The organism is Clostridium sp. CM036 (genome assembly GCF_055081135.1).
Genome location: NZ_CM143652.1, coordinates 3,231,198 through 3,256,832, shown reverse-complemented (window position 1 = coordinate 3,256,832; position 25,635 = coordinate 3,231,198). Strand labels below are relative to the sequence as shown.

The following is a 25,635-nucleotide window of genomic DNA, read 5'->3' as shown; positions in this document are numbered from 1 at the left end:
TGCCCTATTTTTATCTTACTGCGAGCAATCAATATATAGTATTTTGAAAACAACAGAATAATAGCGAAATTACGATACATGTGCCATTAATAAAATTTATATATATCATTGTATTAAGTTTACAAATAAAATATAATATATATTGTACACATTTTTGTTAAATATTGAGCCTTTATGTAATAATTTGCACTTTAATTTCAATGCTATTTTAGGAGATGATAATTTGAATAAATCAACCAACAAGTTTCTCAAACTTTTTTTTGTTATGTGCATAATTTCCCTTGTGATATCTATTAATAATATCGCATATGGTGCTACTAATGATATTATTAATATTAAATATCAATCTCATGTTCAAGATATTGGTTGGCAGGACTACGTAAGTAATGGCGCCTTATCGGGAACTGAAGGAAAATCCGCCCGTATAGAAGCAATTAAGATTTCTTTAGAAAATGCACCTGCGAGCGCTCATATTAAGTATCAAACCCATATTGAAAAAATTGGTTGGCAAGACTGGACATATGATAATTCATTAGCTGGTACAGAAGGTAAAAGTTTAAAAATGGAAGCTATCAGAATATCGCTTGAAGGCCTTCCCGATGGATACCATGTGCTTTATCAGGCTCATGTTGAAAATATTGGATGGCAAGATTGGGTACAGGATGGCCAAATAGCGGGAACAACTGGAACTTCATCAAGAGTCGAAGCTCTAAGAATAAAAATAGTATCTCCAAATCCCTCAATAATGTACCAGAGTAAAATGGAAAATAGCGGTTTCCAATCTTTTGTTGGTGATGGCGAAGTTTCTGGTACAGTTGGACAAGCACTTAAAATGACTGGTATCAATATAGATTTACAGAATGCCCCAAGTGACCTAACTATTAAATACCAAGTATACATGCAAAATGTTGGCTGGAGTAATTGGATATATGATGGCCAAATAGCTGGCAGGCCAAACGAAAACTTGAGAATAGAAGGTATCCGTGTTATGCTTGAAGGAAATACGGCAAATTATCATGTTCAATACCAAGCCCATGTTCAAGGTAGCGGATGGCAGTCCCCAGTTTATGATGGCGCCATTGCAGGTATTGTTTCCAAATCTCTTAGAATCGAAGCAATTAAAATCCGCTTAATTAAAGTTGATCCAGCAAACGTAAATTCTTTGAAAAAGAATATGAAAATTACAATAGATAAGGGTCATAATAATAAAGCTGACGGTGGTTCCCCTGGAATAAGACAAGAAGATGATTTAATAGTAGAAGTAGGTAATAAAGTAATATCCAAACTTGAAACCCTTGGATACATTGTCGTAGATTGTACTCCCACCAATCCTTCAGACACTACTGATTCATTGGATCAACGCACCCGGATATCTAATTCCAATGAAGTTGGAATTTTTGCATCCATTCATTTTAATGCTTTCGATAAAAAAGCTCATGGCACAGAGGTATTCTACCGTTCTGATGCAAGTAAGTCATTAGCTCAAAGTGTTTTAAATAATATTGTATCATTAGGTTATACCAATAGAGGAATTAAGTACGACGGAACATATTATGTATTAAAACATACAACAGCACCTGCAATATTGATTGAATGCAGTTTCGTTGACTCACCAATTGATATGAATAAATATAATTCAGAAGATCTCTCAAACGCAATTGTACGCGGACTAACTGCAAACAAATAAAAAATACCACCGTTAAATTCCATTTAACGGTGGTATTTCATTCTTATATGTTAATTCAACAGTCTATAATATGCCTTTTCACAATTATTCATTTTTAACAAAAAGGACTATATTTTTACACTCTTTTCTATATTTCAATAAAACAATACCTGCTAACAATATTAAATAAATTATTAACCCCATGTACCAATTGAAATAGTACCCTGAAATTATAAATATGCCTATAACATAAATTTCAAGAACTTGAGCCTTTAATACATTTACATTTAATTTCTTTTTAAAATAATTATCTGAATATAGCACCCATATTATAAATGATATTAAAGTTGCAATTGCAATAGATTCAACACTTTTATTTATCACATATCCTATTATATTTGTTGCTATACCTAATATTAAAGCTACTATACTGTTTTTAGTATAATCTTTAGTTTCCTTTAAAACTTTATAATAATTAGCTACTAAGATAGAAATCTGTGCACTTAGAACTATAGTAGGTACTAAAAATAATAAAATGTTTAAACAGTCTATATACTCAGGTAAGAACTTCAGTACAATTATTTTAATAACGAAATAAGCTGACAATGTACTTCCCATAACAATTGTTATTAATATTTTAATTTTCTCATAAACATCTTTTAACTTCTCTGTACTTGTTCTAGTTAAATACGGATATATAACCTGTGTTAATGAGTTTAGTAAAATATAGAACAAGGATACCAAAGAATATGCAAATGAATACATAGCAAAATCCTTAATTGTAAATAACCTGTCTACAAACAATCTATCTATTCCCAAAATCATAATAGTCATAAAATTACCAATCATTACAAACGAGCCCATTTTAATTAACGCCATATGTTCTTTAATACTACCCTTTAAACTATCAGATATTCCAAATACAATTTCCTTATTATAAACAATGTATATAATTAATATCACTACATTAACAACTGTCTGCAATATAATATAAGGTACGTACTGATAAATGCTAAAAGCAAACAGACCTAAACAGCCTATTACATACAATAACTTTGTTAAAATCATATTTATTGAGAATAACTTAAATCTTTTAGTAAACTGGTGAACAAAAGCAAATAATGTTGTTAGGTTTAAAATAACCATATTTACTATTACAAATATCATTACAGTGCCCCTTGGGCCATCCTTGTTGATTCCAAAAAATAATAAGGAAAGAACTATTGCTTCAACTACTTGTTCTAAACATAAAAATCTAAAATATCCCCTAAACTTTTCTTTGGGTAATTGCTCGTAATCATATGAACCATATTTAACATAAATTCCATCTAAAAACCCTAAATGCATCAATCCAACATAGGTTGTATAAAAAGTGAATAACTTTAAGTATCCATAATCGTCAATACCAAGAAACTTTGGTATTAAAAATCCTGTTACAATTCCCATGATAAAATTTAAAGCATTTGCACTTAATGCATATGAAAAATCTTTAATCTTTTTATTCATATCTTCCCCACTCACTTATGTACTATTTATTTTAGCTTACCAAATACATCCCTATTGTAATCTCTTATTCCCTTAATCATCATTTTTATTTTTTCTATCTTATCTTCTTCATATATAAGTATTTTCACAAATTCCTTTACCGAAGCAGACTTATCCATTTTTATAAATTCTTTATCGATGTCCTTATATTTATTCCAAATATAAAGTCTGTTTCTAGTTATATAATAGCGCCTTAAAGCTGAATGGTTAGTATAAGATATTTCTCCAAATAAAGTCTTTCTTTTAACTGAACTTCCTAGGCTATGTAATAAAATAGCACCCTCTACTTGTACTAATTTATATTCATTTTTTAGTAGTTTCAAACAAAACTCATGATCTACATAATCAATAAAAAGCCCTTCATTAAAGTATCCTATTTTATCAAACACAAATGTTTTAACAAGGTTTCCCGATGTAATTTCTTCTTTTATATAATTAAATTTAGGATTATGAAGCTCTGATTTTTTATTTAATACGCCTTCAATATTAAACCCTTTTTCTATATAACAAGGAAATAGACTCACAACCTTTCCTTGTTCACTTTTATTTAAATTGTTATATATATTTAGCATTGCATTAACCATGTCTTCTGTAGCTTCGCTATCATTATCCATTGTTAATACCCATTCATAACCTTTGTTTTTCGCATATTTTACCCCTTGATTTAGTGCAACACTTATACCCAAGTTGGTGGCATTGTAAATTATATGTACATCTTCATCTTTTTCGATATTATTCAAAACTTGAATAGTATCTTGCTTCGAACCATTATCAATAATTACAACTTCGTCTACTTGTCCCTTAATAGCGTCATAACACTTATAAAAATCACTTCCTATGTTATAAGTAACTATTAAGCAACATACTGTTTCCTTAAGCATTTTTTATTGCTCCTTTTGATTAAGCTCACCTTAACTCATCTATGTATTAGTGGATCTATAGTTAATTGGATAATTTATCTATTCCATCTATTATTACTTCTTCTTAAGTGCTGAAATTAACGCCATTATTTTTCCTTTGTTTTTATTATATCTAATCATGTATTTTATTAGCTTAATAACTCTCGTAATATAAAAATATGTTATTGATAACATATACATTGTGAAAGATACTTTATATTTATACTTTTTCATGAATTTCAATCTGTTTTTATTACTGTATTTTACTATGAATGGAGATTCCTCTCCTCCACTTGATATACTCACTTTATGATAAATTTCAGAATTAGGGTTGTATATTAATTTATAACCCGCATCTTTAACTTTTACACAAAAATCAACATCCTCGAAATACATAAAATAACCCTCAGGCAACAAACCTACTTTTCTAAAAACATTAGAATTTATTAGCATACAGCAACCTGTAACAAAATCAACTTCTTTTAAATTATTAAACTGTCCATTATCTTCTTGTTTTTCTCCAAAATGTTGTCCTATAAATTTAAACCAGTTTATCTTTCCACCAGCAAACCAAATCTTAGATACATCTGGATAATATAGTATTTTGGGACCAATTACACCTACATTTATTTCAGTATACTTCATTAGCTCATTTAAAAAATCTTTATGAACCAATGTATCATTATTTAATAACAGTACAAAATCAGCATTATTATCCATAGCATATTTTATACCTAGATTATTCCCACCTGCAAAACCAAGATTTTCATTAGACTCAATTAAATGAAACTTTACATCAGCTTCTTTTAACTTCAATCTATCCTCATCATAAGATTTATTGTCAACCACTACTATCTTAAAATTTTCATAATTAATATTATTCAAACTTTTAACACATTCAATAGTATCTTTAGCACCATTAAAATTAACTAAAATAATATAAACAGCCTTACTCATATTGACCTCACAAATCATTTATTTTTTATATTAACTATAACATCACTTACCTGTTTTGCCGCCTTAAACCAATCAAACCTTTTAATATTTTCTATCCCTTTATTAATATAGATTTGTTTATCTCTACTTTCTAGGCTAATCATGTTAATAATTCCCAACTTAATTTCCTCAATATCCTTCGGATTAAAATACAAAGCTGCATCTCCTGCAACTTCAGGCAAAGATGATGAATTAGAACACATTACCATGGTATTATTGGCCATAGCTTCTAATATAGGCAATCCAAAACCTTCATATAATGAAGGATAAATAAATAACTCAGCAGCCTGATAAATTTTATGTTTATCAGCTTCATCGATATATCCTAAGAATATAACATCTTCTGAAAGGTTATTTTGTTTAACTAATTCGATTAATTCTCTTCCATACCCAATATTCTTATTCCCAACGATAACCAGCTTATGAGATATATCATTCTTTATTTCCTTATAAGCTAATATCACACTACTCAAATTTTTATAAGAATAATTTATACCCATCATTAGCAAGAATTTTTTAATTTTATACTTATTACATATGTAATTAATACTTTCTCCTTTATTAACGTACTCTGGTTTATCATACCCGTTATAAATTACCTCTATTTTTTCAGGACATACATTATAGTACTTTATTATATCCTTTTTAGTATTATTGGAAACAGTAATAATTTTATCACTACATTTTATAACATTAGGTAAAATATGTTTATAGTAAAAATACTGATGTTTTCTACCTTCTGGATATAATAAGGGCATCAAATCGTGTATAGTTACTATTTGTTTTATGTTTTTATTAACCAATCCATGTTGTGTTGGCGAATAAAATAATATTTCATTTTTTTTACTTTCTTTATTTATAACTCTTTTTAAGTTTATGTTTCTTAAAAAAACTGAAATTATATTTTTTTTGGTCTTACATTTTATAAAAACACTTTTACAACTTATTTTTTTATTATCAATTTTTTTTATCTTATCAGTAAATATATAGTTATCAATAATATTATCATCCATATTAGCAATAATATTATTACAATAAATACCCAATCCCGTTGGTTTTTCGTCTAGTATCGTAGCATTAAAGTAAGTTTTTCTCATATTTCCCTCTCATTCCGCTGATTATCTTTAATATATATATCATAAAAATCCTTTTTCATAAAGAAATTATTATTACTAGGTATTTGGTTTATACATGTGTAACCCAAACACCTAGTAATAATTTTACTTGTTTATACTTTAGTATGTAAATGCTATATCTAATTCACTAAATTTCTTCTGAATTTTATCCTTTTCTGATAAAAGCACTTCGAAAGTTCCATCTATTGGCCATTCTATGTTAATATCTGGATCGTTCCATAACAAGCCACAATCAAATTCCGGATGATAAAAATCAGTACATTTATATACAAATTCTGCTTCATCAGACGTAACTAAAAATCCATGTGCAAAACCCTCTGGCACATAAAATTGCTTTTTGTTTTCTTCAGTTAGTAGTACTCCATACCATTTACCAAAAGTCTCTGATCCTTTTCTTAAATCCACAGCTACATCAAAAACTTCACCTTTTATTACTCTAACAAGTTTTCCTTGAGTATGTTTAGTTTGGAAGTGTAACCCTCTGAGCACTCCTTTTGTAGACATAGATTGATTGTCTTGTACAAATACCATGTCAAGTCCTGCGGCTTTAAACTCCTCATAATTATAAGTTTCCATAAAGTATCCTCTGTTATCACCAAATACTTTTGGCTCTATAACATATAGATCTTCTATTCCTGTTTTAGTAAATTTAAATTGTCCCATTAATACTCCACCCTACTTTCCTTCATACATTTTGTCATAATATTTTTGATATTGGCCAGAAGTTACATTATTCATCCAATCCTCATTATCTAAATTCCATTGAATTGTTTTCTTAATTCCTACTTCGAAAGTTGTTTCAGGATACCATCCTAATTCATCCTTAATTTTAACTGGATCTATTCCGTATCTTTTGTCATGTCCTTTTCTGTCTTCAACATATTTAATTAAAGCTTCTGTTATTTCTTTGTCTACACTTTCGTTTAAATAGCTGATAACAGTTTTAACTATTTGCATATTAGTTCTTTCATTATGTCCACCAACGTTATAGACTTCACCTAATCTGCCATTGTTTATAACCATATCTATAGCTTTGCAGTGATCTTCTACATAAAGCCAATCTCTTATGTTCATGCCATCGCCATATACTGGTAAGTCCTTGTGATTTAAACAGTTATTTATTAATAATGGTATTAATTTTTCTGGAAATTGGAATGGACCATAGTTATTAGAACATCTTGTAATATTTACTGGCATTTTAAAAGTATCAGCATACGCTTTAACCATTAAATCTGCTCCAGCTTTACTTGATGAATATGGACTATGAGAATCTAGTGGAGTACTTTCTACAAAATATCCTGTTTCACCTAGTGAACCATATACTTCATCTGTAGAAACTTGTAAATATTTCACTCCTTCTTTAAATCCAGTCTCTGTTTCCCAAGCATTTTTTGCTACGTTTAAAAGATTAACTGTACCTAATACATTTGTTTTTGCAAATATTTCAGGTTCTTTTATACTTCTATCAACATGTGACTCTGCAGCAAAATTCACTACATAATCTATATCATATTCTTTGAATAGATTTTCTACTGCTGTCTTATCGCATATATCACCTTGTACAAAAATGTGGTTTGCATTGTTTTCTATATCCTTTAAGTTTTCAAGGTTTCCTGCATAAGTTAATTTATCAAAATTAACTATTTTTATATCTGAATATTTACATAACATATATATAACAAAATTAGAACCAATAAATCCCGCTCCGCCTGTCACCAAATAAGTTTTCATAATTTTACCTCCAACATAATAATTATTAGTGTCAATCAAATCTTAAGCTTTTATTCTATTGAAGCTGCTGCTTCTTTATAAACATCCTTATATTCATCAGCTATATTTAATAGATATTTGCCATATTCCACTTTGAATAACGGTTCCGCAAGCTTTATCAATTGTTGCCTATCTATAAACCCTTTTCTATAAGCAATTTCTTCCAAACAGGCAACATACAGCCCTTGCCTTGTTTGAATAGCCTCAACAAAATTAGAGGCTTCAAGTAACCCTCTATGAGTTCCAGTATCCAGCCATGCCATTCCACGTCCAAATAGTTCAACCTTTAGTTTTCCACGTCTTAGATATTCATTATTTACCGCAGTAATTTCTATTTCGCCTCTAGCAGATGGTTTAACATTATTCGCTATTTCCACTACATCATTATCATAAAAATACAGTCCTGGAACTGCATAATTTGATTTTGGATTTTTAGGTTTCTCTTCTATAGATACTACATTGTTATCTTCATCGAATTCTACTACACCAAATTCTATTGGGTTACTAACATGGTATCCGAATATAGTTGCACCTACTTCTCTTGATGCAGCTTTTTCTAATCTTTCACTAAATCCATATCCATGAAAAATATTATCGCCAAGTACTAATGCAACTCTATCATCACCTATAAATTCTTCTCCAATTATAAATGCATCAGCAAGTCCTTTTGGTTCTTCTTGCACTGCATATTGTATATTAAGTCCTAATTGACTTCCATCCCCAAGTAAAATTTCAAAAGTACTTGTATCTCTTGGTGTTGATATAATTAATATATCCTTAATTCCTGTTAGCATTAACACTGATAATGGGTAATATATCATTGGTTTGTCATATATAGGTAATATTTGTTTAGACACAGCTTTAGTTATAGGATAAAGCCTAGTTCCAGATCCTCCAGCTAATATTATTCCTTTCATCTTTGTTCCTCCTAAATTTTAATTATAATCCTAGAAAACCTTTTTTTCCTTTTTAGTAGCATTCATTGTTAAACTTAATCCCCATTTTGAGTAGATACCCAAATATGTTAGTAAATTGACAATTGCATTGTATTTATTTTTATAATGTTTATTATAGAATATAAACATTGATTTGTGAAATTCGCCTATCATTCTTGTGCTTTGCTTCTTACTGCTTTCACCTTTATAATGAACTATTCTTACCTTAGGATGATAATAGTTTTTCCACCCTGCTTGTTTTATTCTATAACACCAATCAATGTCCTCTCCATACATAAAAAAGGTTTCATCAAGAAGCCCAACCTGCTCAATGGCTTCCTTGCGTAGCATCATAAACGCTCCAACTAAAGAATCAATTTCACTTTCTTCATCCTCATGTATAAATGTAGCATTATATCCTCCAAATTTTTTATTATTTGGAAATAGCTTGTCTAGCTTCATAAGATAGCATAAAGAGTTCCATGGAGACGGGAACCCTCTTTTGCATGCTTTATCTAAAGTGCCATTAACTTTTACCACTTTACATCCAAGGCATCCAATCTCTTTATCCTTTTCCATAAAGTCAACGCATTCCACTAATGTACCTTTTGGTACAATAGTATCAGGATTTAAAATTAAAACATACTTGCTCGACCTGCATTGTCTTATGGCTAAATTATTAGCCTGTGAAAAGCCACCATTAATGCTGTTACGGATGAGCTTTACTTGTGCAAATTCACTTTCTACCATGTCCGAGCTGCCATCTTTTGATTGGTTGTCTACTACCCATATTTCATATTCTATGTTTTCAGTATTCTGAATTACGGAACTTAAACAATCCCTTAATAAATCTACCGTATTATAACTTACTATAACTATTGACAAATCCATACGCTGTCCCTCATTTATCTTTTGATATTTTAATGAGACAATAAAACTTTATATTGCCCCTTCTTTTTTAAATACTACAAAAACTGTTTTTAAAATAATTTTTATATCCATCAAAAAACTTCTTTCATCTATGTATTCCATATCTAAATGGACTCTTTCTTCGTAGGTAGTATCACTTCTACCACCTGCTTGCCAATTCCCAGTTAAGCCTGGTTTAATTGTTAATAGCTTTTCTCCGTAAATTCCATATTTTTTGATTTCTTTTTCTACAATAGGTCTAGGCCCAACAACAGACATATTTCCAATTAAAATATTTAGAAGCTGTGGAAGCTCGTCTAAGCTTGACTTCCTTAAGAACCTACCCAATTTTGTTATTCTAGTGTCATTGTCAAACTTGAAATTTTCCTCAAATTCTTGTTTCATATCTGCCGACATATTTTTTAATATTTCTTCTGCATTACTTACCATAGTCCTAAACTTGTACACTTTTATCTTCTTGCCATTTTGGCCTAGTCTTATGTGTCCAAAAAACACTGGTCCTGGTGAATCTAGCTTAACTATAATCCCAAGGACTAAAAATAATGGTAAAAATACTATAATAGCAATTAATGAACTAATAATATCAAAGCATCTTTTCAGAGCTTCATATATTGGTCTTTCTGTTAGCATAACATTTGAAGCTATTTCAACATTGTCTATGTTTAATTGTTCCATTTACTTCCCCCCCCTACCTAATTCTTAAAATATCATTTTATTAATTTGATTAATTATTTTCAAGCATTATAATAATATTTTTATACCTTACATTAACGTTTAACACTATTATTAAACTAATTCACAAATTTATAAACCTTTAAACATCCCTAAACTATTTCCCTGAAAATTATGTAATAATTATTTACAATCAAACATATTTTATCATTTTTACTATAAAACTTCAAACATTTTAACACATTTATACAAAACTTCTTTAAAAAATGGTTTTTAAAAGCTTTTTTTGTTAATCAATGTCAATTTATTGATTATAATACAATTCATTAAAATATTAATAATATTAAAAAGCTGAACCGAAAAAAACAGCACCTTATGAATAAACAAAAGGCACTGTAAAGCTAGTAAATATAATAAAATCACTAGCTGCTTAATTTCTTATTTTCAGATAAAAATTTGTTATCAATAAAATTCCAACCATAAAATAATATAATCATTACACAGCTGATAGTAAAAAAATTACTAAACGTGGATTTTATAAATAAAGGAGCTAATGCTAAATATAAAATATATTGACCTCTGCGTTTGTTTTTATTGTTTTCCATATAGACACACACAAATGCATATATAAATGTTATAATTTCTGCGCCTATGTAAGGGAATGTTGTTACTGCTTCTGCAATATAATAAAATCCACCCATTGGAGCATAAGCTTCGGAAAGATGTATAGCATTATCTTTTTGCCACTTATCAAAATATAAATAGTCTCTTAATGGTTTTTTCAAGAAAGGTCTAGTAATAGGGTCTATAAAATATATAACAGGGTCTACAATATAAGTTTTTCCATATGTATAACTTGGATTTAAATTCTCAATATGTAAGGATTGCCGTACCATATAAGATCCTACTTGAGCTTCTATATTAATAGAACCAGCAAAATTCTCCTTAAATGTTCCCTTCATAATTACGGACCTTGCGGAAACTATTAGAAAAAGTGATATTATTCCTATTAATAAAGTTTTTAATCTTTTTTCACTAAATTGCAGATCATAAATACAAATAGTACTAACTGCTATAGAGAAAAAGGTAGTCCTAGCACCATCAAAATACATAATAATCACTTGCAAAATAAGCAATACTCCTAATGTTTTACTAACTCCGTATTTATACAAATAGAATAAATACATTGATATAAAAACATACTTTAAATATGCGGTAAGACTATACGCAGTAGCATTTTCTTTTATGAAATTATGCGATACTTGGTTCCATCCGTATTTTCTTGTAAAATATACTGCTATAAAAAAAACAATTATATATATGAAAATAAATATATTCTTTTTTTTCGTATTAATTATATTTTCATTTTTATCTTCGTATTCAATTTGTTTATAAAATTTGAAAAAGACTAATGCAAAAACTACATTACACAATGCTGCTATTAATAATTGATGATTTAGCAACTTTATATTATTATCCAAAGAAAAGTAAAAGTCTTTATTGTGTACTATATTAAAATACGTTACGCCATTATATAAAAAGGTTAATAAAATATAGAACCAATATATAGAAACAACCGAAATTTTCTTTATTTTAGCTATGAAAATCAAAAATATGATAGATATTAAAAATATTATAATCATGTTTACCTTCCCTTACTTGCATTATGCACTTTTATTTAAGTTACTAATTTATTTTAAATATTCGCTGATCGCTTCCTGCCAAGTCCTAGTTATATCACCAGTAGTTAATTCCAACATATAATTTCTAAGCACTGAATATTCAGGTCTTTTTGCTGGTCTTGGAAATTCATCAGTTGTGCAAGGCAAAACTTCTGTATCAATTCCTTTAAGTCTAAATATTTCTTTAGTGAATTCATACCAGGTACATTCACCTTTACATGTACCATGAAAAAGTCCATAATTCTTATCTTCTACGAGTTTTATTATAACTCTAGCTAAATCAACTGTACTTGTAGGAGTTCCTCTTTGGTCATTAACTACTTTTAATGTCTTATTAGTTTTGCTTAAATTTATCATAGTCTTTACAAAATTATTTCCATCTCCGTAAAGCCATGCAGTTCTAATTATATAATGCTTAGGATTGTGATTCTTAACTAATATTTCTCCCTCAAGCTTTGTCTTTCCATAGATAGTTTGTGGATTTACACAATCAAACTCTGTTAGTGATTGATTTACATCGCCAGCAAAAACATAGTCTGTTGATACTTGAACAATTTCTGCTCCAATTTCATTTGCAGCTGCTGCTAAGTTTTTAGGTCCTATTGTATTTATCTTATATGCCATATCTATTTCAGTCTCACATTTATCAACAGCCGTAAGTGCAGCACAGTTAATAATCACATCTGGTTTATTTTTATTTACAACACTATATACTTGATCTACGCTTGCTATATCTAAATCTGATACATCCGTAAGTATTAAATCAATGCCTTTTTTCCCTTTATATTGGTTAGCTAGTTCGCGACCTAGCTGACCATTAGCTCCTGTGATTAATATCTTCATAATTCATTCTCCTCTTTATAGCTAGATACAGGATACAGTCTAGTTGCTGCTCCCCACTGCTAGAATAATACCTTCATATATGTTTCTTATTATTAAATTTTCGGTTTGAGCTCTCTTATGTTTTCCATACCTTCTCTTTTTCCAATAAATATCATATCATCACTTTCAACTATAAACATATTATCAATTCCAACTAATACGATGGGTTTATTACTACTAACCACTATATTATTATTAGCCTCAATATTCTTCACATTACCTAAACACACATTATTAAAATCATCTTTACGTTGATACCTTTCAATAGCACTCCAGCTCCCCACATCATCCCATCCAAATTCCCCTGGAATAACATATATATCATCAGCTTTCTCCATTATTGCATAATCTACAGATACACTATCTACTTCATTGTACTTCTCTTCTAAAACTCTTTCATAATTTTCTTCACTAGTAGCTGCAATTTCACTTAGTACATCAAAAGTATTTTCTAAATGAAGACTTGTAAGCCTAAGTATATTAGCAGCTTTCCATATAAACATTCCACCATTCCAAAGAAAATGCCCATCTTCCAAATACTCTTTAGCTTTTTCAAAATTAGGTTTTTCTACAAATCTATTAACACTTCTAACTTCATAGCCATTTATTGTACAATTTGTATCGCCAAAATTTATGTATCCATAACTGGTTTCTGGTCTGTCTGGTTTCAAACCTATAGTTACTATTGATTGCTCATTTTTTGAAACGAATTCATCTCCAGAACTTAATATCTCTAAGAATTTATCTTCATCCTTTATTAAATGATCAGATGGAAGAACTGCTATAGTTGCATCTTTATATATTTTATTTATATGAAAGGCCGATAAAGCTATACATGGAGCTGTATTTTTTCCTACAGGCTCTATGATTATATTACTCAAAGGTAATTTGGGTAATTGCTCCTTTACAAGGCCTACATAACATTTACCCGTTACTATAAATACTCTTTCTATTGGAACAAGTTTTTGTAACCTGTTAACAGTCATTTGAAGCATTGTATCTTCACCTAAAAGTTTTAAGAATTGTTTCGGCTTTTCCTCTGTGGATAACGGCCAAAATCTTGTTCCTTTACCCCCAGCCATTATAAGTGCACATAACATTTCTTTATCCCCTTCTTAGTCTAATATTTTTTATCTTTATCTCGCCCCTTGTTTCCTAACCACAGCTCCAAAAGTCTTAAAAATGATTTTTAAATCCACCCAAACACCCCTATAATCTATATATTCCATATCGAGTTGTACTCTTTCATCATAAGTGGTATCACTTCTACCACTTGCTTGCCAATTACCTGTAAGACCTGGCTTTACACTTAATAGTTTGTCCCCATATATTCCATAGTTCTCAATTTCTCTTTCTATTATAGGTCTAGGTCCAACAATGGACATATTACCTTTTAAAATATTTAATAATTGAGGTAATTCATCTAAACTTGATTTCCTTAGAAATTGTCCAAGTTTAGTTATTCTTGGGTCATTTTCAAGTTTAAAACTTTTTGCAAATTCTATTTCTTGTTTTGGTGTCAATTTCTTTAGCAATTCTTCAGCATTGGGCAGCATGGTTCTAAATTTATAAACTTTTATAAATTCGCCATTCATACCCAATCTTTTGTGTCCAAAAAAGACAGGCCCCTTTGAATCTATCTTAATCCAAATAGCAACAACAACCATCACTGGACTAAGTAATAAAATCCCACATAAAGCACCTATAATATCAGTTATTCTTTTGATTATAAAATATCCTGCATTTTTTTCATACTCACTAGTAATCTTTACCTGTGTCTCCCTCATATCCGTTTCTAATTCTTCCATTTGTATCCCCCCTATTACTATATTATAAGACTCCTGCGCTCTACTTCGCCCCACATTTATAACAATATCTAAAATTTCTATTTTACTAATTTCTACAAAGTTACACAGATTTATTATATAATTTCGAAGATTTTACGTCAAATTTTAAATTTTATAATTCAGTGCATTTATCGACCAAATATGACATTTTTTTTAATTTTATTACTTATATGTATTGGAGTATACTTGCTTTTTTTAACTTATTTTATGCTATTAAATAATTTATTAAATATACATTTTAATACAATTTAATACATTTTAATTTATTTTTATTTACAATTTAGTATATCATAATATTTACAAAATGTTTCCTTTTTTTATTATATAACAAATTTAATGGTATTTACATCATTTTTTATCGCTAAGTTGAACTATCCTCTTTATATTATATTCAACTTGTTACTTAAAGATATATGTATTTATAATTTTCAGCTTTAAAATCAAATAAAAGAGGAAAGAATAATTTTAATTATTCTTTCCTCTTTTATTTGTCCATTTATTTCATTGACTAATTATGCATAAAGTAGGCAAACTTATCTGTTGAATAAGTTGCACGCATATCTCGTACATGAGCCTCGCTACCTTGGTTGTCTGCAACATATGCCAAAGTATAATTACTATTAGCCCATCCCATAAATACAAATGTATGTGTTGGATATCCTCCGCCATCATTAGTTGTAAAACAAATACTTCCTGGTGTAAGCTTTTTAATATTCCAATTAGACTCCCATCCACGTGCATTTAGGTAACTTAAATACTGCCTTGTGTTACATGTTTCTAGTGGAATAGATACTCCCATTCTTCTCATTACTTCACTTGAGAAATAAACGCAATTATTCGAAGTACTTCCACCATGTAATGCCACAGCCCTGTTCAGTACATTAGTAACATTAGTTGAAGAGTTTAAATAGTTTGCAATCCTAGCTTCAAGCGCTGTTTGATTTGAACCTTCCGCTGCCGCAATTCTATCCACTTCTATTTTAGCAAGTCTTGCCACTTCTTCTTTAGCCAACCTGTCTGCTTTTATTTTAGCAAGTCTTACTGCTTCTATTTTAGCTATTCTATCCGCCTCTATTTTAGCAACCTTATCCGCTTTTTCTTTAGTTGTACTATCTCCTTTAGTTGTACTATCTCCTTTAGTTGTACTATCCCCTTTAGTTATATTACCTTCTGCCTTTTTAGCTATTTCATCTGTCTTTACTTTTGCTATCCTATCAGTTTCTATTTTGGCTATGCTATCAGCTTTCACTTTAGCTATTCTATCTGTTTCTACTTTAGTAAGCCTGTCCAACTCTGTTTTAGCTAAATTAGCAGCCTTTACTTCTTCTGCTTTGTCAAATGATGCTTTCGCTATTTTGTAATTTTCTGCTATTCTAGCCTGTTTAGGCGCATCTGCTCTCTCAGCGGCTATCCTATCAATTTCTTCTTGTTTAGCTTTATTTGCAGATACTTGCGCCAATTTGCTAGCTTTTGCTTTATCAGCTTCTCCTTTTTCCGCTTTATCTACTGCTATTTTTTCCAGTCTAGCAACCTCTTCTTGCTTTGCTAGCACCTTCGCTTGCGCCTCTGCTTCCTTGGCTAATTCGTCCTTTTTAGCCTTTTCAATTACTAGTTCATCGATTTTCTCTTTAGATATCAACTGTTTCTTACTAATTGTTGCCTTTGTACTCGTTGGATTAGCAACTGATGCTGTAAGCGTTACTTCTCTTACTTTCTTTTGGCTTGAAAGAGGAACCTCGCTTTTAACTGGCCCTTTCGCTTTACTTGCAATTGCCCACGCACTAGTACTTAACCCTACCACCGCTGTTAATACCGTTATTACTACTATTCTCGTTCTCATTTTCCTTTTCTTTCTCATTTCAGTTCTAGTTCTCCGCTTCACTAATCATGTCCCCCTAAATTTGTTATATAAAATTATCCCTTATTAATATATCAATTTAATCTACTTCCCTATTACTTGTCGTAATCCTTTAATTTTCGCATTGCAAATATCGACAAACACTCCAGTGTTATCACTTCTATTACCTAATCTGTTTTTCATTTGTTCCTCATCAGGTTGGACAATCTTCCTATCTTAGCATCTTTCTTGCCAGTTAAATCATCTCCTCTAGAGCTACATAAGTGCTTTGAGTTTTTGTAATGCTTTTTTCTTAATTCTTGCAAATTGATGGTAGCTTTTATCGCTATCACAGGCTATTTCTCCTATTGAATCTCCTAAAATATAATATCTCTCTAGCATTTTTCGCTCTAATGGCTCAAGCGTTTCAAGAGCTGCATATAATTTTTTCACTTCATCATAGCCAATTACTTCATCCTCTAAAGTAAATTCATAATTTCCTGCAGTATCAAAATCTAGCATTTCATTGTTTGGAACTTCTCTAAAATGCTTTATCTGCCCTTTTAGAAGGGCTTTAAAGTTCATTCTTATAGAATTTATGCAGTAGCCGTTAAAGCTGTTGCTGCCTAGCTTATACATGTCTATGGCTTTTATAACAGAAAGGTAACCATGCTGCACTAAATCTTCTAGTTCATAACCTGGAATGTGATACCTTGAAGATTCCTTGAATATGAGATATTTGAATTTTTCTATTATCGCTTCTGTAGCTCCACTCTCTTTATTCTTAGCCTTTTCAACTAGTTTTTCCATAATAAAAACACCGCCTTTTAAATTTTTTATAGAGAATATTAAAAGATAACTAATCAGTATGCTTGTCCTAATAGCTGTTTTTCTAGAAGATCGAAATCATATGTTCTTTGCTCATAGTCGCAGAAGCCACCATTTTTCACATTATGGCTTGGGCGTCCACTCTTTTTACTAGCCCACTGTTTTTGATAGAATTTTACCTGCTCAGCAGTTTTTATGCCTTTACTTATCCAGCTATTGAGTACTTTAGTGATGTACTTTATAGTTTTAGCATTATATTCTACAGCCTCATCAATAGCCATAATGATAACTTTGCTACTTACCTGCTTTGCAAAATCTAATATTTTTTCATACACCAAAGGTGTGATAGCATGTACATTTTCTTCAAATACCTTAAGTACACTTTTTAAGCCCTCACCATCAGCAGCAGAATTGTTTCTATATTTTATGACTATTGCTTCTTCCTTAGTTAATGCTTCTTCTTTAGTTAATGCTTCTTCTTTAGTCACTGCTTCTTCTTCTTTATTCCTTAATTCTTGTTCTTTATTTATTAATTCTTCTTTATTACTTCTTATTCTATTACTTGGTAGCCCCTTATAAGGGCCTTGTAAGCCCCTACTAATATCCTTGTTAATTATGAATTCACGTGGCTCCTGAATTTCTTCCTTTTTCAGAAAATCATTATTATCTTGGTCTTCTATATTTTCCATGGGAATTACATCAGAGCTTCTTTCTAAAGTAAGATTTATGGGATGATTGTCCACTTTTTCTAAGTATCAATTTACAGAAGTTCTATAATCAGTAAAATTAATATCAAAAGATTCCTCTATAATGAGGTTCTCGAAAATTTTCGCTACATCTAATTGAGCTACATCACATTTTTCAAATAAAATTTCAAGAAATTCTTTATTTTTAACCCTGGATAACTCGTGATGAACACATTTAATAGCGTTTATATTGTTAGGTACGTTGTATTTCATCCAATTTAACAGCATAATCTCTTTCGTATCATCACAGTATAATATTTTGTTATACTCACAGAATCTTTTAATTAGCTTATCTACAGTATCTCTGTTGTACCCAGTTTCTGTAGCTATAAATTTTTTTGATATTTCATAAATACCACACTGCGTTGTTTTGGTATTTGAAATAAGATATAAATAAAAGTATTTTTCCTCTGGTGTAAGTTCAAACACAAAGCTATCACTCCAAAATTCTGTATAAATCTGTCTGTATTTAGCCATTATTTAATCCTCCTTAATATATTTAGTGTCCCTGCAAATCTACACTATTAACACCTTTTAATTAAGCCCTATATATAATAGCCACGAGAATTGCAAATCCGAGTCCCCTAATATTAAATATTTTTAAGTTTTTTATAAATCTTTTTAAGACGGGTTCTTATAGATGCTTCATTCACTCCTTCAGCACGAGCGATTTGAGTAATTGATATATCTTGAAAAAACACCTTTTGTACTAATACCTTCTGCTGCGGCAATAGTTTTTCCAAAGCATTATGTAATGCTTTACTTGTTTCTTTTTTTTCAACTATGATATCAACAGCTACACTCTTATCTTCAAATTGAAACCCTTGTTCATTCTTCTTCTCTAATGAATTGTGTCTACGTGTTTCTCTTCGTTCATTGTTATAAGTTTCTCTTCCAATTTCTATTGCAATCTCAGCAATATCCTTTGATAACTCAATCTCTGCTATTTCTCCTGTTACAAATTCATACTTAATGACCACTATTACATCTCTCCTTTAATCTTTTTAAAATTCAGATAGGATCTCTTAAAAGAACAAAAAAAAATAGCCGAATAATTGCTTTTATTAGCAATCATCCGGCACTTTGAATAAAAAAAATAAGAGCCGTACAAAAGCTTTGTTAAAAGCAATTGTTCGGCTCTTAGGTAGTTCTTTTAGACTCCTTTTAGCTCGAAAAACATGAATCTAGTTTTTTTAGGTTATTGTAATTTGGCTTGTCTAATCTCATCTGTGCAATTTGTTTACACTGAATGCACTTTATATCTATTACTCCTGTTGCATCTCCCTCTATATCAAATAATCTTCTCCTACAAATCGGACATCTAACTTGCTCGGTCATAATATATCCCCCTCGTAATTATTTATATTTTTAATACCCATTTCTCATAAATTAATTTCATTACTTCTTAAACACATGCATTTTAATCTCCCCCCATATTGTTACCCTAATATTAATGTTATACTACGAATGTATATTCGTCAAGCATTTTTTGTAACTGTTTACTTAATTTTGTATTTATTCCAGTAGAAAGAGATTGAACTTGAATTATCTCTACAAGGTCGCAAATTTGATTGACATAAAATTATGTGAATTGTATAATAATAATTATAAAATAATACTCGGAAAATGTATTTTTATATGAAAAATAAGTCAATATATAAATATATATAGGATTTTATGCAATTTTAAAGTAAAGATTTATTTATACTTTTGCATAATATAAATGATAGGGGCGAATTAACGTGAGTGAACAAACTGTATATCAGTATGCAAAATTTGATTTTTTTAAAAAATTTCTTTTTACTTCTAAAGTTAACAAACAACTTAAAGATTGCAAAAACATTGAATCATATTTACTTAGCAATGATTATTTAAAAAAACTGGACAGTAGATTAAACTTAATAATCTCTGATGGATTTAGCAGTGAGGTAAAAAATAGTTACTTCTTATATAAGGGCTATACCCAGGATGGGAGTTTAACTCCTTTACAAAAATATACTGTTATTGATGGAGAAGTAAAAAAACACATTGATGTGATTAATCATGGCATTATTATTATAGATTTATATGAAGAAAGCATATACCTACATAGCTATCTTAAAAACAGCAACTATATAACAGGCTATTTAATTAAAGAAGAAACAACCTCTGAAACAAACAAAACTTTAATTTTTAGCAATGAAAAAATTAAAATAAATATCAAGAATATTAATACATCTGATACCATTCTTGTAGTTGATGATTTTATAAATAAATTTATCATATAGAAAAGCTCTCCTATCTGGAGAGCTTTTTTTATATTCTGAATACATAACCCAAACCTCCACACAAAACATGGTAGATGCATATATATTCAGTGAAGACAAAATGAACTGTGCTGTTATTTATGTTGAACCTCTGTATATAAGAATGACTTTTGTAGAATACTAAGGATAAATTATGAGAAATTATGGAGATGTTATTATTGGCCTCTAAAAAAAATTCATTACTAATTGTGATGTTGTCGTTGATAACATTATTATTTTATATTTTTCTACCTCTAACTAATAACCAAAATGTTATTGCTACAAATATAACACTAGATAATGAAACATCAAATGAGAAACGAGGAACACCACATTATGATTATATTATAGGAAAGGATCACTGGCCCCATTACCGTGTATTCTTTTGGGTTCCTAAAAGTGCTACCCATTTTACACCTTATGCTGATAACGGAGTTAATACAAATGTTTCAGAACATGGTGATGCTTCAAATTGGTCCGTAGTTGTTACACCCGAAGTAAAAGATGATAGAAAATTAGTGTTCATATATGTACCTAAAACTTTTGTTTTTCTATATGGAAACGACTTTGAGAATGTTATACATTTAAACTATTATTAGTTTTTAGGTATTTACTATCCATAGGAGATTACCGCAAGTTATCCTATGGGTTTAACGACATTATATTGAAGACCTAATAGAATTTCTTTTTCTTTTTGTGTATTAATTTTATAATCTTCTATGAAATCCATGTTCTCTTTTCTTTTTTCATTTTTTAAATTTATATATTTACCATAAATGACTAATTTCCTAAGTTTCTCAAGAAACGTTTTTATATCATCAGGTGTAAAATCTAAATGTTTATTTGGTGATATCCTCTCACCAATTCTTAATTCTCTTATAACATGTCTATGCTAAAAGTAAATACCCTTTATCTATCTTCAATGTGAATTCTGTTAATGTCGTGAAACCCACGCTTCCCACCGAAAAAACCACAAAATATACACCTCTATATATTTTGTGATTCCCTCACATGGCTACCGCCAAGTTTTTTTGTTTCTATTTTTTTTAAAAATTTGTCATCTTTTCAACCAAACTTCTTTACCTTTAATCCTCATCAGCTGTCCCATCTTCGCCTAGCTTCACATTCCCATAAACTAGGCGTCTGACACGACCCCTTTCCAACAAATGGATGAACAAAGGAACCCGTTTGTTGGTTGCTAATAGCGTTTGGAAGTGAAATAGGACAAACTTTGTTGCTAATGCCTTTGAGTATCTTTTGTTTATTAACATCTTATTTGGATATAATTTAGAAAGAAGAATATATATAGTAGAATATTTGCTAACATTAAAACATATAATCTATATAATTCTAAATGAAAAAAATATATTAATTATTATTAATAGGGGAGGATGTAGTCTTTATGCTTAAATTTATAATTATTTCAATTATATTATCTATTATGTATATTTTATTAGGTAGCTTAATGCATGCAGCAGGTAAGGATACTCCTGTAATGCGAGATATTAACCATAACGAGTATAAATGTAAAAATAATTAACTTAGGCCTTTTGTCTTAGTAAATATCTTAAACACTTAAATACGTACCTTTACCAGGCCTCGTATTATCTAATATGTCAAATATATCTGGAGTTATTATATATCTACCAAGTATAGCTACAATTGATGTTGGTACCTATACTTGTAGTTTTTCTGACGTTATACTTTTGCTCTATTGAAAGCTCTTTATTCCTTGGTCTTCCTGACTTTTCTTCCTATATATATATATAGTCCTTCTAGACACAAAAATGCTCCCCTTAAAGTAGACAGATTTTTATTTTTTAATCTGTCTACTTTGAACTGCTCCCCTTTTATTGGACAAAGTATTATAATTGTTTATATAAGGGGTGATTTTTTTTGAAAGTAAAATACACACTTGAAAAGCGTTTAGAAATACTTGATGAATGGAAGAAAGCTAATAATGGCTCACGCAATGCTCTAGCAAGAAAATATGATGTCGCTCCCCAAACAATACGAGGATGGGAAAAAATTCAGGAGTTACATGGCGACGATGCACTTATACCTCGTAATGGAAAACGGAATAAATATACAGGTGACTTTCGAATAAAGGTTGCAGAAGAATTAATAAATAGTGGTCTTTCAAAACATGAGATATGTTCTAAATATAATCTTAATGAATCTTTAGTTCTTAGATGGAAAAAACTCTATATTGAAAATGGCAAAGAATTTTTAGCTATAGATCATCGTGGCCGAAAAAAAGGAGAACCTATAAAGAATATAATCAGCACTTGTAAAAACTTAAAACTAAGCGATTTACAAACAAAAACGGAGAAGGCTCTTTACAATGAAAACGAGCGTCTTCGTGCGGAGCTAGATTACACAAAAAAATTGAATGCCTTAATTCAATCCAGGCAAACACCAAAGAAAAGGTAACAGTAATCTATGAATTAAGGCATAAATACACAATCACGCTGCTTTTAGATATAGCACAAATTCCACACAGTGTTTACTATTATTATATAAAACGAATGAACAGACTAGATAAGTATAAAAAAATAAAGCAAAAGATTATAGAACTCTTTGATAAAAATAAAAAAACATATGGTTACAGACGTATTACAGCGGAGTTACACAAACTCGGATATATAATTAATCATAAGACGGTACTAAAATTAATGAATTCTCTGGGACTGTTTTGTTGTGTAAGAATGAAGAAATATAACTCTTATAAGGGTGATGTTGGGAAAATCGCACCTAACATATTAAACAGGAATTTTAAAGCGGACAAACCTAATCAGAAATGGGTAACGGATATCAGTGAAATTTCATTTTGTGGGCAAAAAACATACGTATCAGTAATTCTGGATTTATATAATCGTGAAATTATTAGTTATGATCTTAATGACCATGCAAATATGATGCAAATTAATCATACATTGGAAGAGGCTTTTAGAAAAATACCCGATAACACGAGACTTATTTTGCATTCGGATCAGGGATGGCAATATCAACAAAAATCATATCGAAATAAATTAATAGCAAAAGGAATTCAACAAAGTATGTCACGTAAAGCAACCTGTCATGATAATGCAGTAGTAGAAAACTTTTTTAGTATTTTAAAAACTGAGCTATTGTATATAAGGGAATTTACATCAATGGAAGAAATAAAGATGGAATTAATCGATTATATCAAATACTATAACAATGATCGAATCAAACAAAGTTTGAATTGGTTAAGTCCAGTTAATTATAGAAAATCAGTAGCGTAAAAGGACCAGCAGTTACATTAAACTACTAGTCCCATACATGAAATATTTTGTTCAAATATTTTGTTCAACTTTTAGGGTTCAATTCACTTTAAGGGGAGCATATCAATGCCTACTCAATAGGTCACATTATAAAAATTATAGCCTAACGGGTATTTATTTTATTTTTTATTAGATAGATCTCTAGTCCCATAGCAGCCCCAGCACTATCAATAATGACATCCTTAACATGAGCTCCCCCGCCAGGCACAAAAACTTGGTGCACTTCATCACTTATGGCATAAAGGATACAAATAAGTAATGCAAATACTAAACTCTGTATTCCTTCTACACTATTTCTTATTAATGCATTTATCATTTGTATTCCAAGAACTAAACAAACAAAGAAGTGGGCATTTTTTCTTACTAAGTAATCAAATTTTACATTACTAATTTTAGTATTATGATTAACTTTCTTTATTGCTTTTATACCAATCTTTATTATTCCCGAGCTTAGATTACCTGAATGCTGTCCTCGCTGGAATGACAACTTAAAAATAAGAGCCACCCAAAGAATAACAGCTATCAAAGATAAAATTCTATGCATTTTGTTACTCCCTCTCAAACCACTAATCATCCCTGCACATATCCATTGCCATAGCGGGCCATCAAGTGACCCAATTTCTCTCACTAACTACTATTCATTACTACAAGCTATTTCTTCGTATAAATCATTAAAGTTATCATTATGCTTTAAAGTTTGAAGGTACTTCATGAATGGGACTTTTAAATTATCTCTTTTTAAAGCAAACTCTACTGTTGCCTCTAGAAACCCTAATTTATCCCCTACATCATATCTTCTTCCTTCAAATACGTATGCATACATATCTTGCTGTGAAATTAATGTCTTTAGAGCATCCGTTAGCTGAATTTCCCCACCTTTACCAGGTTTCGTGTTATCTAATATATCAAATATCTCTGGAGTTATTATGTATCTACCAAGTATAGCTACATTTGATGGTGCTACCTCCACCTGTGGTTTTTCAACAAGGTTATTTACCTTGTATACTCTATCACTAACTTGAATTCCATCAACTATTCCATATTTATCGACATTTCCCCTAGCGACTTCTTGAACCCCTAAGATTGTTGTTTGCTTATCTTCAAAACAATCTATAAGTTGCTTTAAACATGGAGTCTTAGCATCAACTATATCATCACCTAACATAACAGCAAAAGGTTCATTGCCTACAAAGGTTCTAGCACAATTTATAGCATGTCCAAGTCCTTTAGGTTCCTTTTGTCTTATAAAGTGTATATTTACCATGTTTGATATATCTCTAACCTGCTTAAGCATGTCATCTTTGTGTTTATTTTCTAATTCTAATTCTAATTCTACTGATTTATCAAAGTGATCTTCAATAGACTTTTTATTTCTTCCTGTAATAATTAATATTTCTTCTATACCTGCAGCAACAGCTTCCTCTATAATATATTGCATTGTAGGTTTATCAACTATAGGTAACATTTCTTTAGGTAGTGCCTTTGTCGCAGGTAAAAACCTTGTCCCAAGTCCGGCTGCTGGTATAACAGCTTTTTTAACTTTCATATAACATATCTCCTTTTTTCTGTAAGTTGTTTTTCACACCCATTTGAAGATTTTGCACATTTGCACGCTATTCTTATGATAGTCCCTAGTGAATTATATTTATGCTTCAATCCTAATTCATTCTT

At 30.1% G+C, this 25,635-nt stretch carries 27 protein-coding genes; 6 read left to right on the top strand and 21 right to left on the bottom strand.

Annotation, left to right across the window (positions count from 1 at the left end):
• Positions 1–223 precede the first annotated feature (223 nt).
• Positions 224–1,687: an N-acetylmuramoyl-L-alanine amidase gene (locus tag ACWJKE_RS15450; RefSeq protein WP_462958959.1), complete on the top strand. Its 1,464-nt coding sequence runs from the start codon at positions 224–226 to the stop codon at positions 1,685–1,687.
• An 84-nt stretch (positions 1,688–1,771) separates the two neighbouring features.
• Here ACWJKE_RS15450 and ACWJKE_RS15445 read toward each other — a convergent pair whose 3' ends face one another.
• The 19 genes from ACWJKE_RS15445 to ACWJKE_RS15355 form a co-directional block, all read right to left on the bottom strand.
• On the bottom strand, positions 1,772–3,172 hold the full coding sequence (locus tag ACWJKE_RS15445) for an oligosaccharide flippase family protein (protein WP_462958958.1): 1,401 nt from the start codon (positions 3,170–3,172) through the stop codon (positions 1,772–1,774).
• Positions 3,173–3,198: 26 nt separating this feature from the next.
• Positions 3,199–4,092: a glycosyltransferase family 2 protein gene (locus tag ACWJKE_RS15440; protein ID WP_462958957.1), complete on the bottom strand. Its 894-nt coding sequence runs from the start codon at positions 4,090–4,092 to the stop codon at positions 3,199–3,201.
• Between the two features lie 93 nt (positions 4,093–4,185).
• Entirely contained in the window at positions 4,186–5,067 is an 882-nt protein-coding gene (locus ACWJKE_RS15435; protein WP_462958956.1) for a glycosyltransferase family 2 protein, read from the bottom strand.
• Between the two features lie 14 nt (positions 5,068–5,081).
• The gene (locus tag ACWJKE_RS15430) at positions 5,082–6,203 is read right to left on the bottom strand and encodes a glycosyltransferase family 4 protein (protein WP_462958955.1); all 1,122 of its coding nucleotides are present in this window, start codon (positions 6,201–6,203) and stop codon (positions 5,082–5,084) included.
• Positions 6,204–6,341: 138 nt separating this feature from the next.
• The gene (rfbC, locus tag ACWJKE_RS15425; RefSeq protein WP_462958954.1) at positions 6,342–6,905 is read right to left on the bottom strand and encodes a dTDP-4-dehydrorhamnose 3,5-epimerase; all 564 of its coding nucleotides are present in this window, start codon (positions 6,903–6,905) and stop codon (positions 6,342–6,344) included.
• Positions 6,906–6,917: 12 nt separating this feature from the next.
• Positions 6,918–7,973, bottom strand: a complete 1,056-nt coding sequence (rfbB, locus tag ACWJKE_RS15420; protein WP_462958953.1) for a dTDP-glucose 4,6-dehydratase — start codon at positions 7,971–7,973, stop codon at positions 6,918–6,920.
• Between the two features lie 50 nt (positions 7,974–8,023).
• Positions 8,024–8,929, bottom strand: coding sequence for a glucose-1-phosphate thymidylyltransferase RfbA (gene rfbA / locus ACWJKE_RS15415; RefSeq protein ID WP_462958952.1), 906 nt, complete (start codon positions 8,927–8,929; stop codon positions 8,024–8,026).
• 30 nt (positions 8,930–8,959) lie between these two features.
• Positions 8,960–9,838, bottom strand: a complete 879-nt coding sequence (locus tag ACWJKE_RS15410; protein WP_462958951.1) for a glycosyltransferase family 2 protein — start codon at positions 9,836–9,838, stop codon at positions 8,960–8,962.
• A 48-nt stretch (positions 9,839–9,886) separates the two neighbouring features.
• Positions 9,887–10,552 carry a sugar transferase gene (locus ACWJKE_RS15405; RefSeq protein ID WP_462958950.1) on the bottom strand — a complete coding sequence of 222 codons (666 nt, stop codon included), beginning with the start codon at positions 10,550–10,552 and terminating at the stop codon, positions 9,887–9,889.
• 419 nt (positions 10,553–10,971) lie between these two features.
• Positions 10,972–12,192 (bottom strand): O-antigen polysaccharide polymerase Wzy, encoded by a 1,221-nt coding sequence (gene wzy / locus ACWJKE_RS15400; protein ID WP_462958949.1) that lies wholly within the window; start codon positions 12,190–12,192, stop codon positions 10,972–10,974.
• Positions 12,193–12,240: 48 nt separating this feature from the next.
• On the bottom strand, positions 12,241–13,074 hold the full coding sequence (rfbD, locus tag ACWJKE_RS15395; RefSeq protein ID WP_462958948.1) for a dTDP-4-dehydrorhamnose reductase: 834 nt from the start codon (positions 13,072–13,074) through the stop codon (positions 12,241–12,243).
• 92 nt (positions 13,075–13,166) lie between these two features.
• The gene (locus ACWJKE_RS15390) at positions 13,167–14,213 is read right to left on the bottom strand and encodes a mannose-1-phosphate guanylyltransferase (protein WP_462958947.1); all 1,047 of its coding nucleotides are present in this window, start codon (positions 14,211–14,213) and stop codon (positions 13,167–13,169) included.
• A 36-nt stretch (positions 14,214–14,249) separates the two neighbouring features.
• Positions 14,250–14,921, bottom strand: a complete 672-nt coding sequence (locus tag ACWJKE_RS15385) for a sugar transferase (protein WP_462958946.1) — start codon at positions 14,919–14,921, stop codon at positions 14,250–14,252.
• A 547-nt stretch (positions 14,922–15,468) separates the two neighbouring features.
• Complete coding sequence (locus tag ACWJKE_RS15380) at positions 15,469–16,842, bottom strand: hypothetical protein (RefSeq protein ID WP_462958945.1); 1,374 nt, start codon at positions 16,840–16,842, stop codon at positions 15,469–15,471.
• A gap of 231 nt (positions 16,843–17,073) precedes the next feature.
• Positions 17,074–17,607, bottom strand: coding sequence for a sigma-70 family RNA polymerase sigma factor (locus ACWJKE_RS15375; RefSeq protein ID WP_216302567.1), 534 nt, complete (start codon positions 17,605–17,607; stop codon positions 17,074–17,076).
• A gap of 53 nt (positions 17,608–17,660) precedes the next feature.
• The gene (locus tag ACWJKE_RS15370; protein ID WP_462958944.1) at positions 17,661–18,314 is read right to left on the bottom strand and encodes a DnaD domain-containing protein; all 654 of its coding nucleotides are present in this window, start codon (positions 18,312–18,314) and stop codon (positions 17,661–17,663) included.
• 66 nt (positions 18,315–18,380) lie between these two features.
• On the bottom strand, positions 18,381–18,848 hold the full coding sequence (locus tag ACWJKE_RS15365; RefSeq protein WP_462958943.1) for a hypothetical protein: 468 nt from the start codon (positions 18,846–18,848) through the stop codon (positions 18,381–18,383).
• A gap of 113 nt (positions 18,849–18,961) precedes the next feature.
• A complete protein-coding gene (locus tag ACWJKE_RS15360) occupies positions 18,962–19,351 on the bottom strand; it encodes an RNA polymerase sigma factor (RefSeq protein WP_462958942.1) in 390 nt (129 codons plus the stop codon).
• A 184-nt stretch (positions 19,352–19,535) separates the two neighbouring features.
• Entirely contained in the window at positions 19,536–19,709 is a 174-nt protein-coding gene (locus ACWJKE_RS15355) for a hypothetical protein (protein WP_462958941.1), read from the bottom strand.
• Positions 19,710–20,113: 404 nt separating this feature from the next.
• Here ACWJKE_RS15355 and ACWJKE_RS15350 point away from each other — a divergent pair, with 404 nt between their 5' ends.
• The 5 genes from ACWJKE_RS15350 to ACWJKE_RS15330 all read left to right on the top strand — a co-directional run bounded on the left by ACWJKE_RS15350 (position 20,114) and on the right by ACWJKE_RS15330 (position 23,925).
• Complete coding sequence (locus tag ACWJKE_RS15350; RefSeq protein WP_462958940.1) at positions 20,114–20,638, top strand: hypothetical protein; 525 nt, start codon at positions 20,114–20,116, stop codon at positions 20,636–20,638.
• Between the two features lie 182 nt (positions 20,639–20,820).
• Positions 20,821–21,255 (top strand): hypothetical protein, encoded by a 435-nt coding sequence (locus ACWJKE_RS15345; protein WP_462958939.1) that lies wholly within the window; start codon positions 20,821–20,823, stop codon positions 21,253–21,255.
• 803 nt (positions 21,256–22,058) lie between these two features.
• Positions 22,059–22,196, top strand: a complete 138-nt coding sequence (locus ACWJKE_RS15340) for a hypothetical protein (RefSeq protein ID WP_220319849.1) — start codon at positions 22,059–22,061, stop codon at positions 22,194–22,196.
• Between the two features lie 356 nt (positions 22,197–22,552).
• Positions 22,553–23,089, top strand: coding sequence for a transposase (locus ACWJKE_RS15335; protein ID WP_462958831.1), 537 nt, complete (start codon positions 22,553–22,555; stop codon positions 23,087–23,089).
• Complete coding sequence (locus tag ACWJKE_RS15330; RefSeq protein ID WP_462959350.1) at positions 23,044–23,925, top strand: IS3 family transposase; 882 nt, start codon at positions 23,044–23,046, stop codon at positions 23,923–23,925. Before ACWJKE_RS15335 ends, ACWJKE_RS15330 begins: the two co-directional genes overlap by 46 nt.
• Before the next feature lie 142 nt (positions 23,926–24,067).
• On the opposite strand, the gene ACWJKE_RS15325 is transcribed toward ACWJKE_RS15330, so the two are convergent.
• Positions 24,068–24,508: a VanZ family protein gene (locus ACWJKE_RS15325; RefSeq protein ID WP_220319848.1), complete on the bottom strand. Its 441-nt coding sequence runs from the start codon at positions 24,506–24,508 to the stop codon at positions 24,068–24,070.
• A gap of 90 nt (positions 24,509–24,598) precedes the next feature.
• Positions 24,599–25,510: a UTP--glucose-1-phosphate uridylyltransferase GalU gene (gene galU, locus ACWJKE_RS15320; protein ID WP_220319847.1), complete on the bottom strand. Its 912-nt coding sequence runs from the start codon at positions 25,508–25,510 to the stop codon at positions 24,599–24,601.
• Between the last annotated feature and the right edge of the window lie 125 nt (positions 25,511–25,635).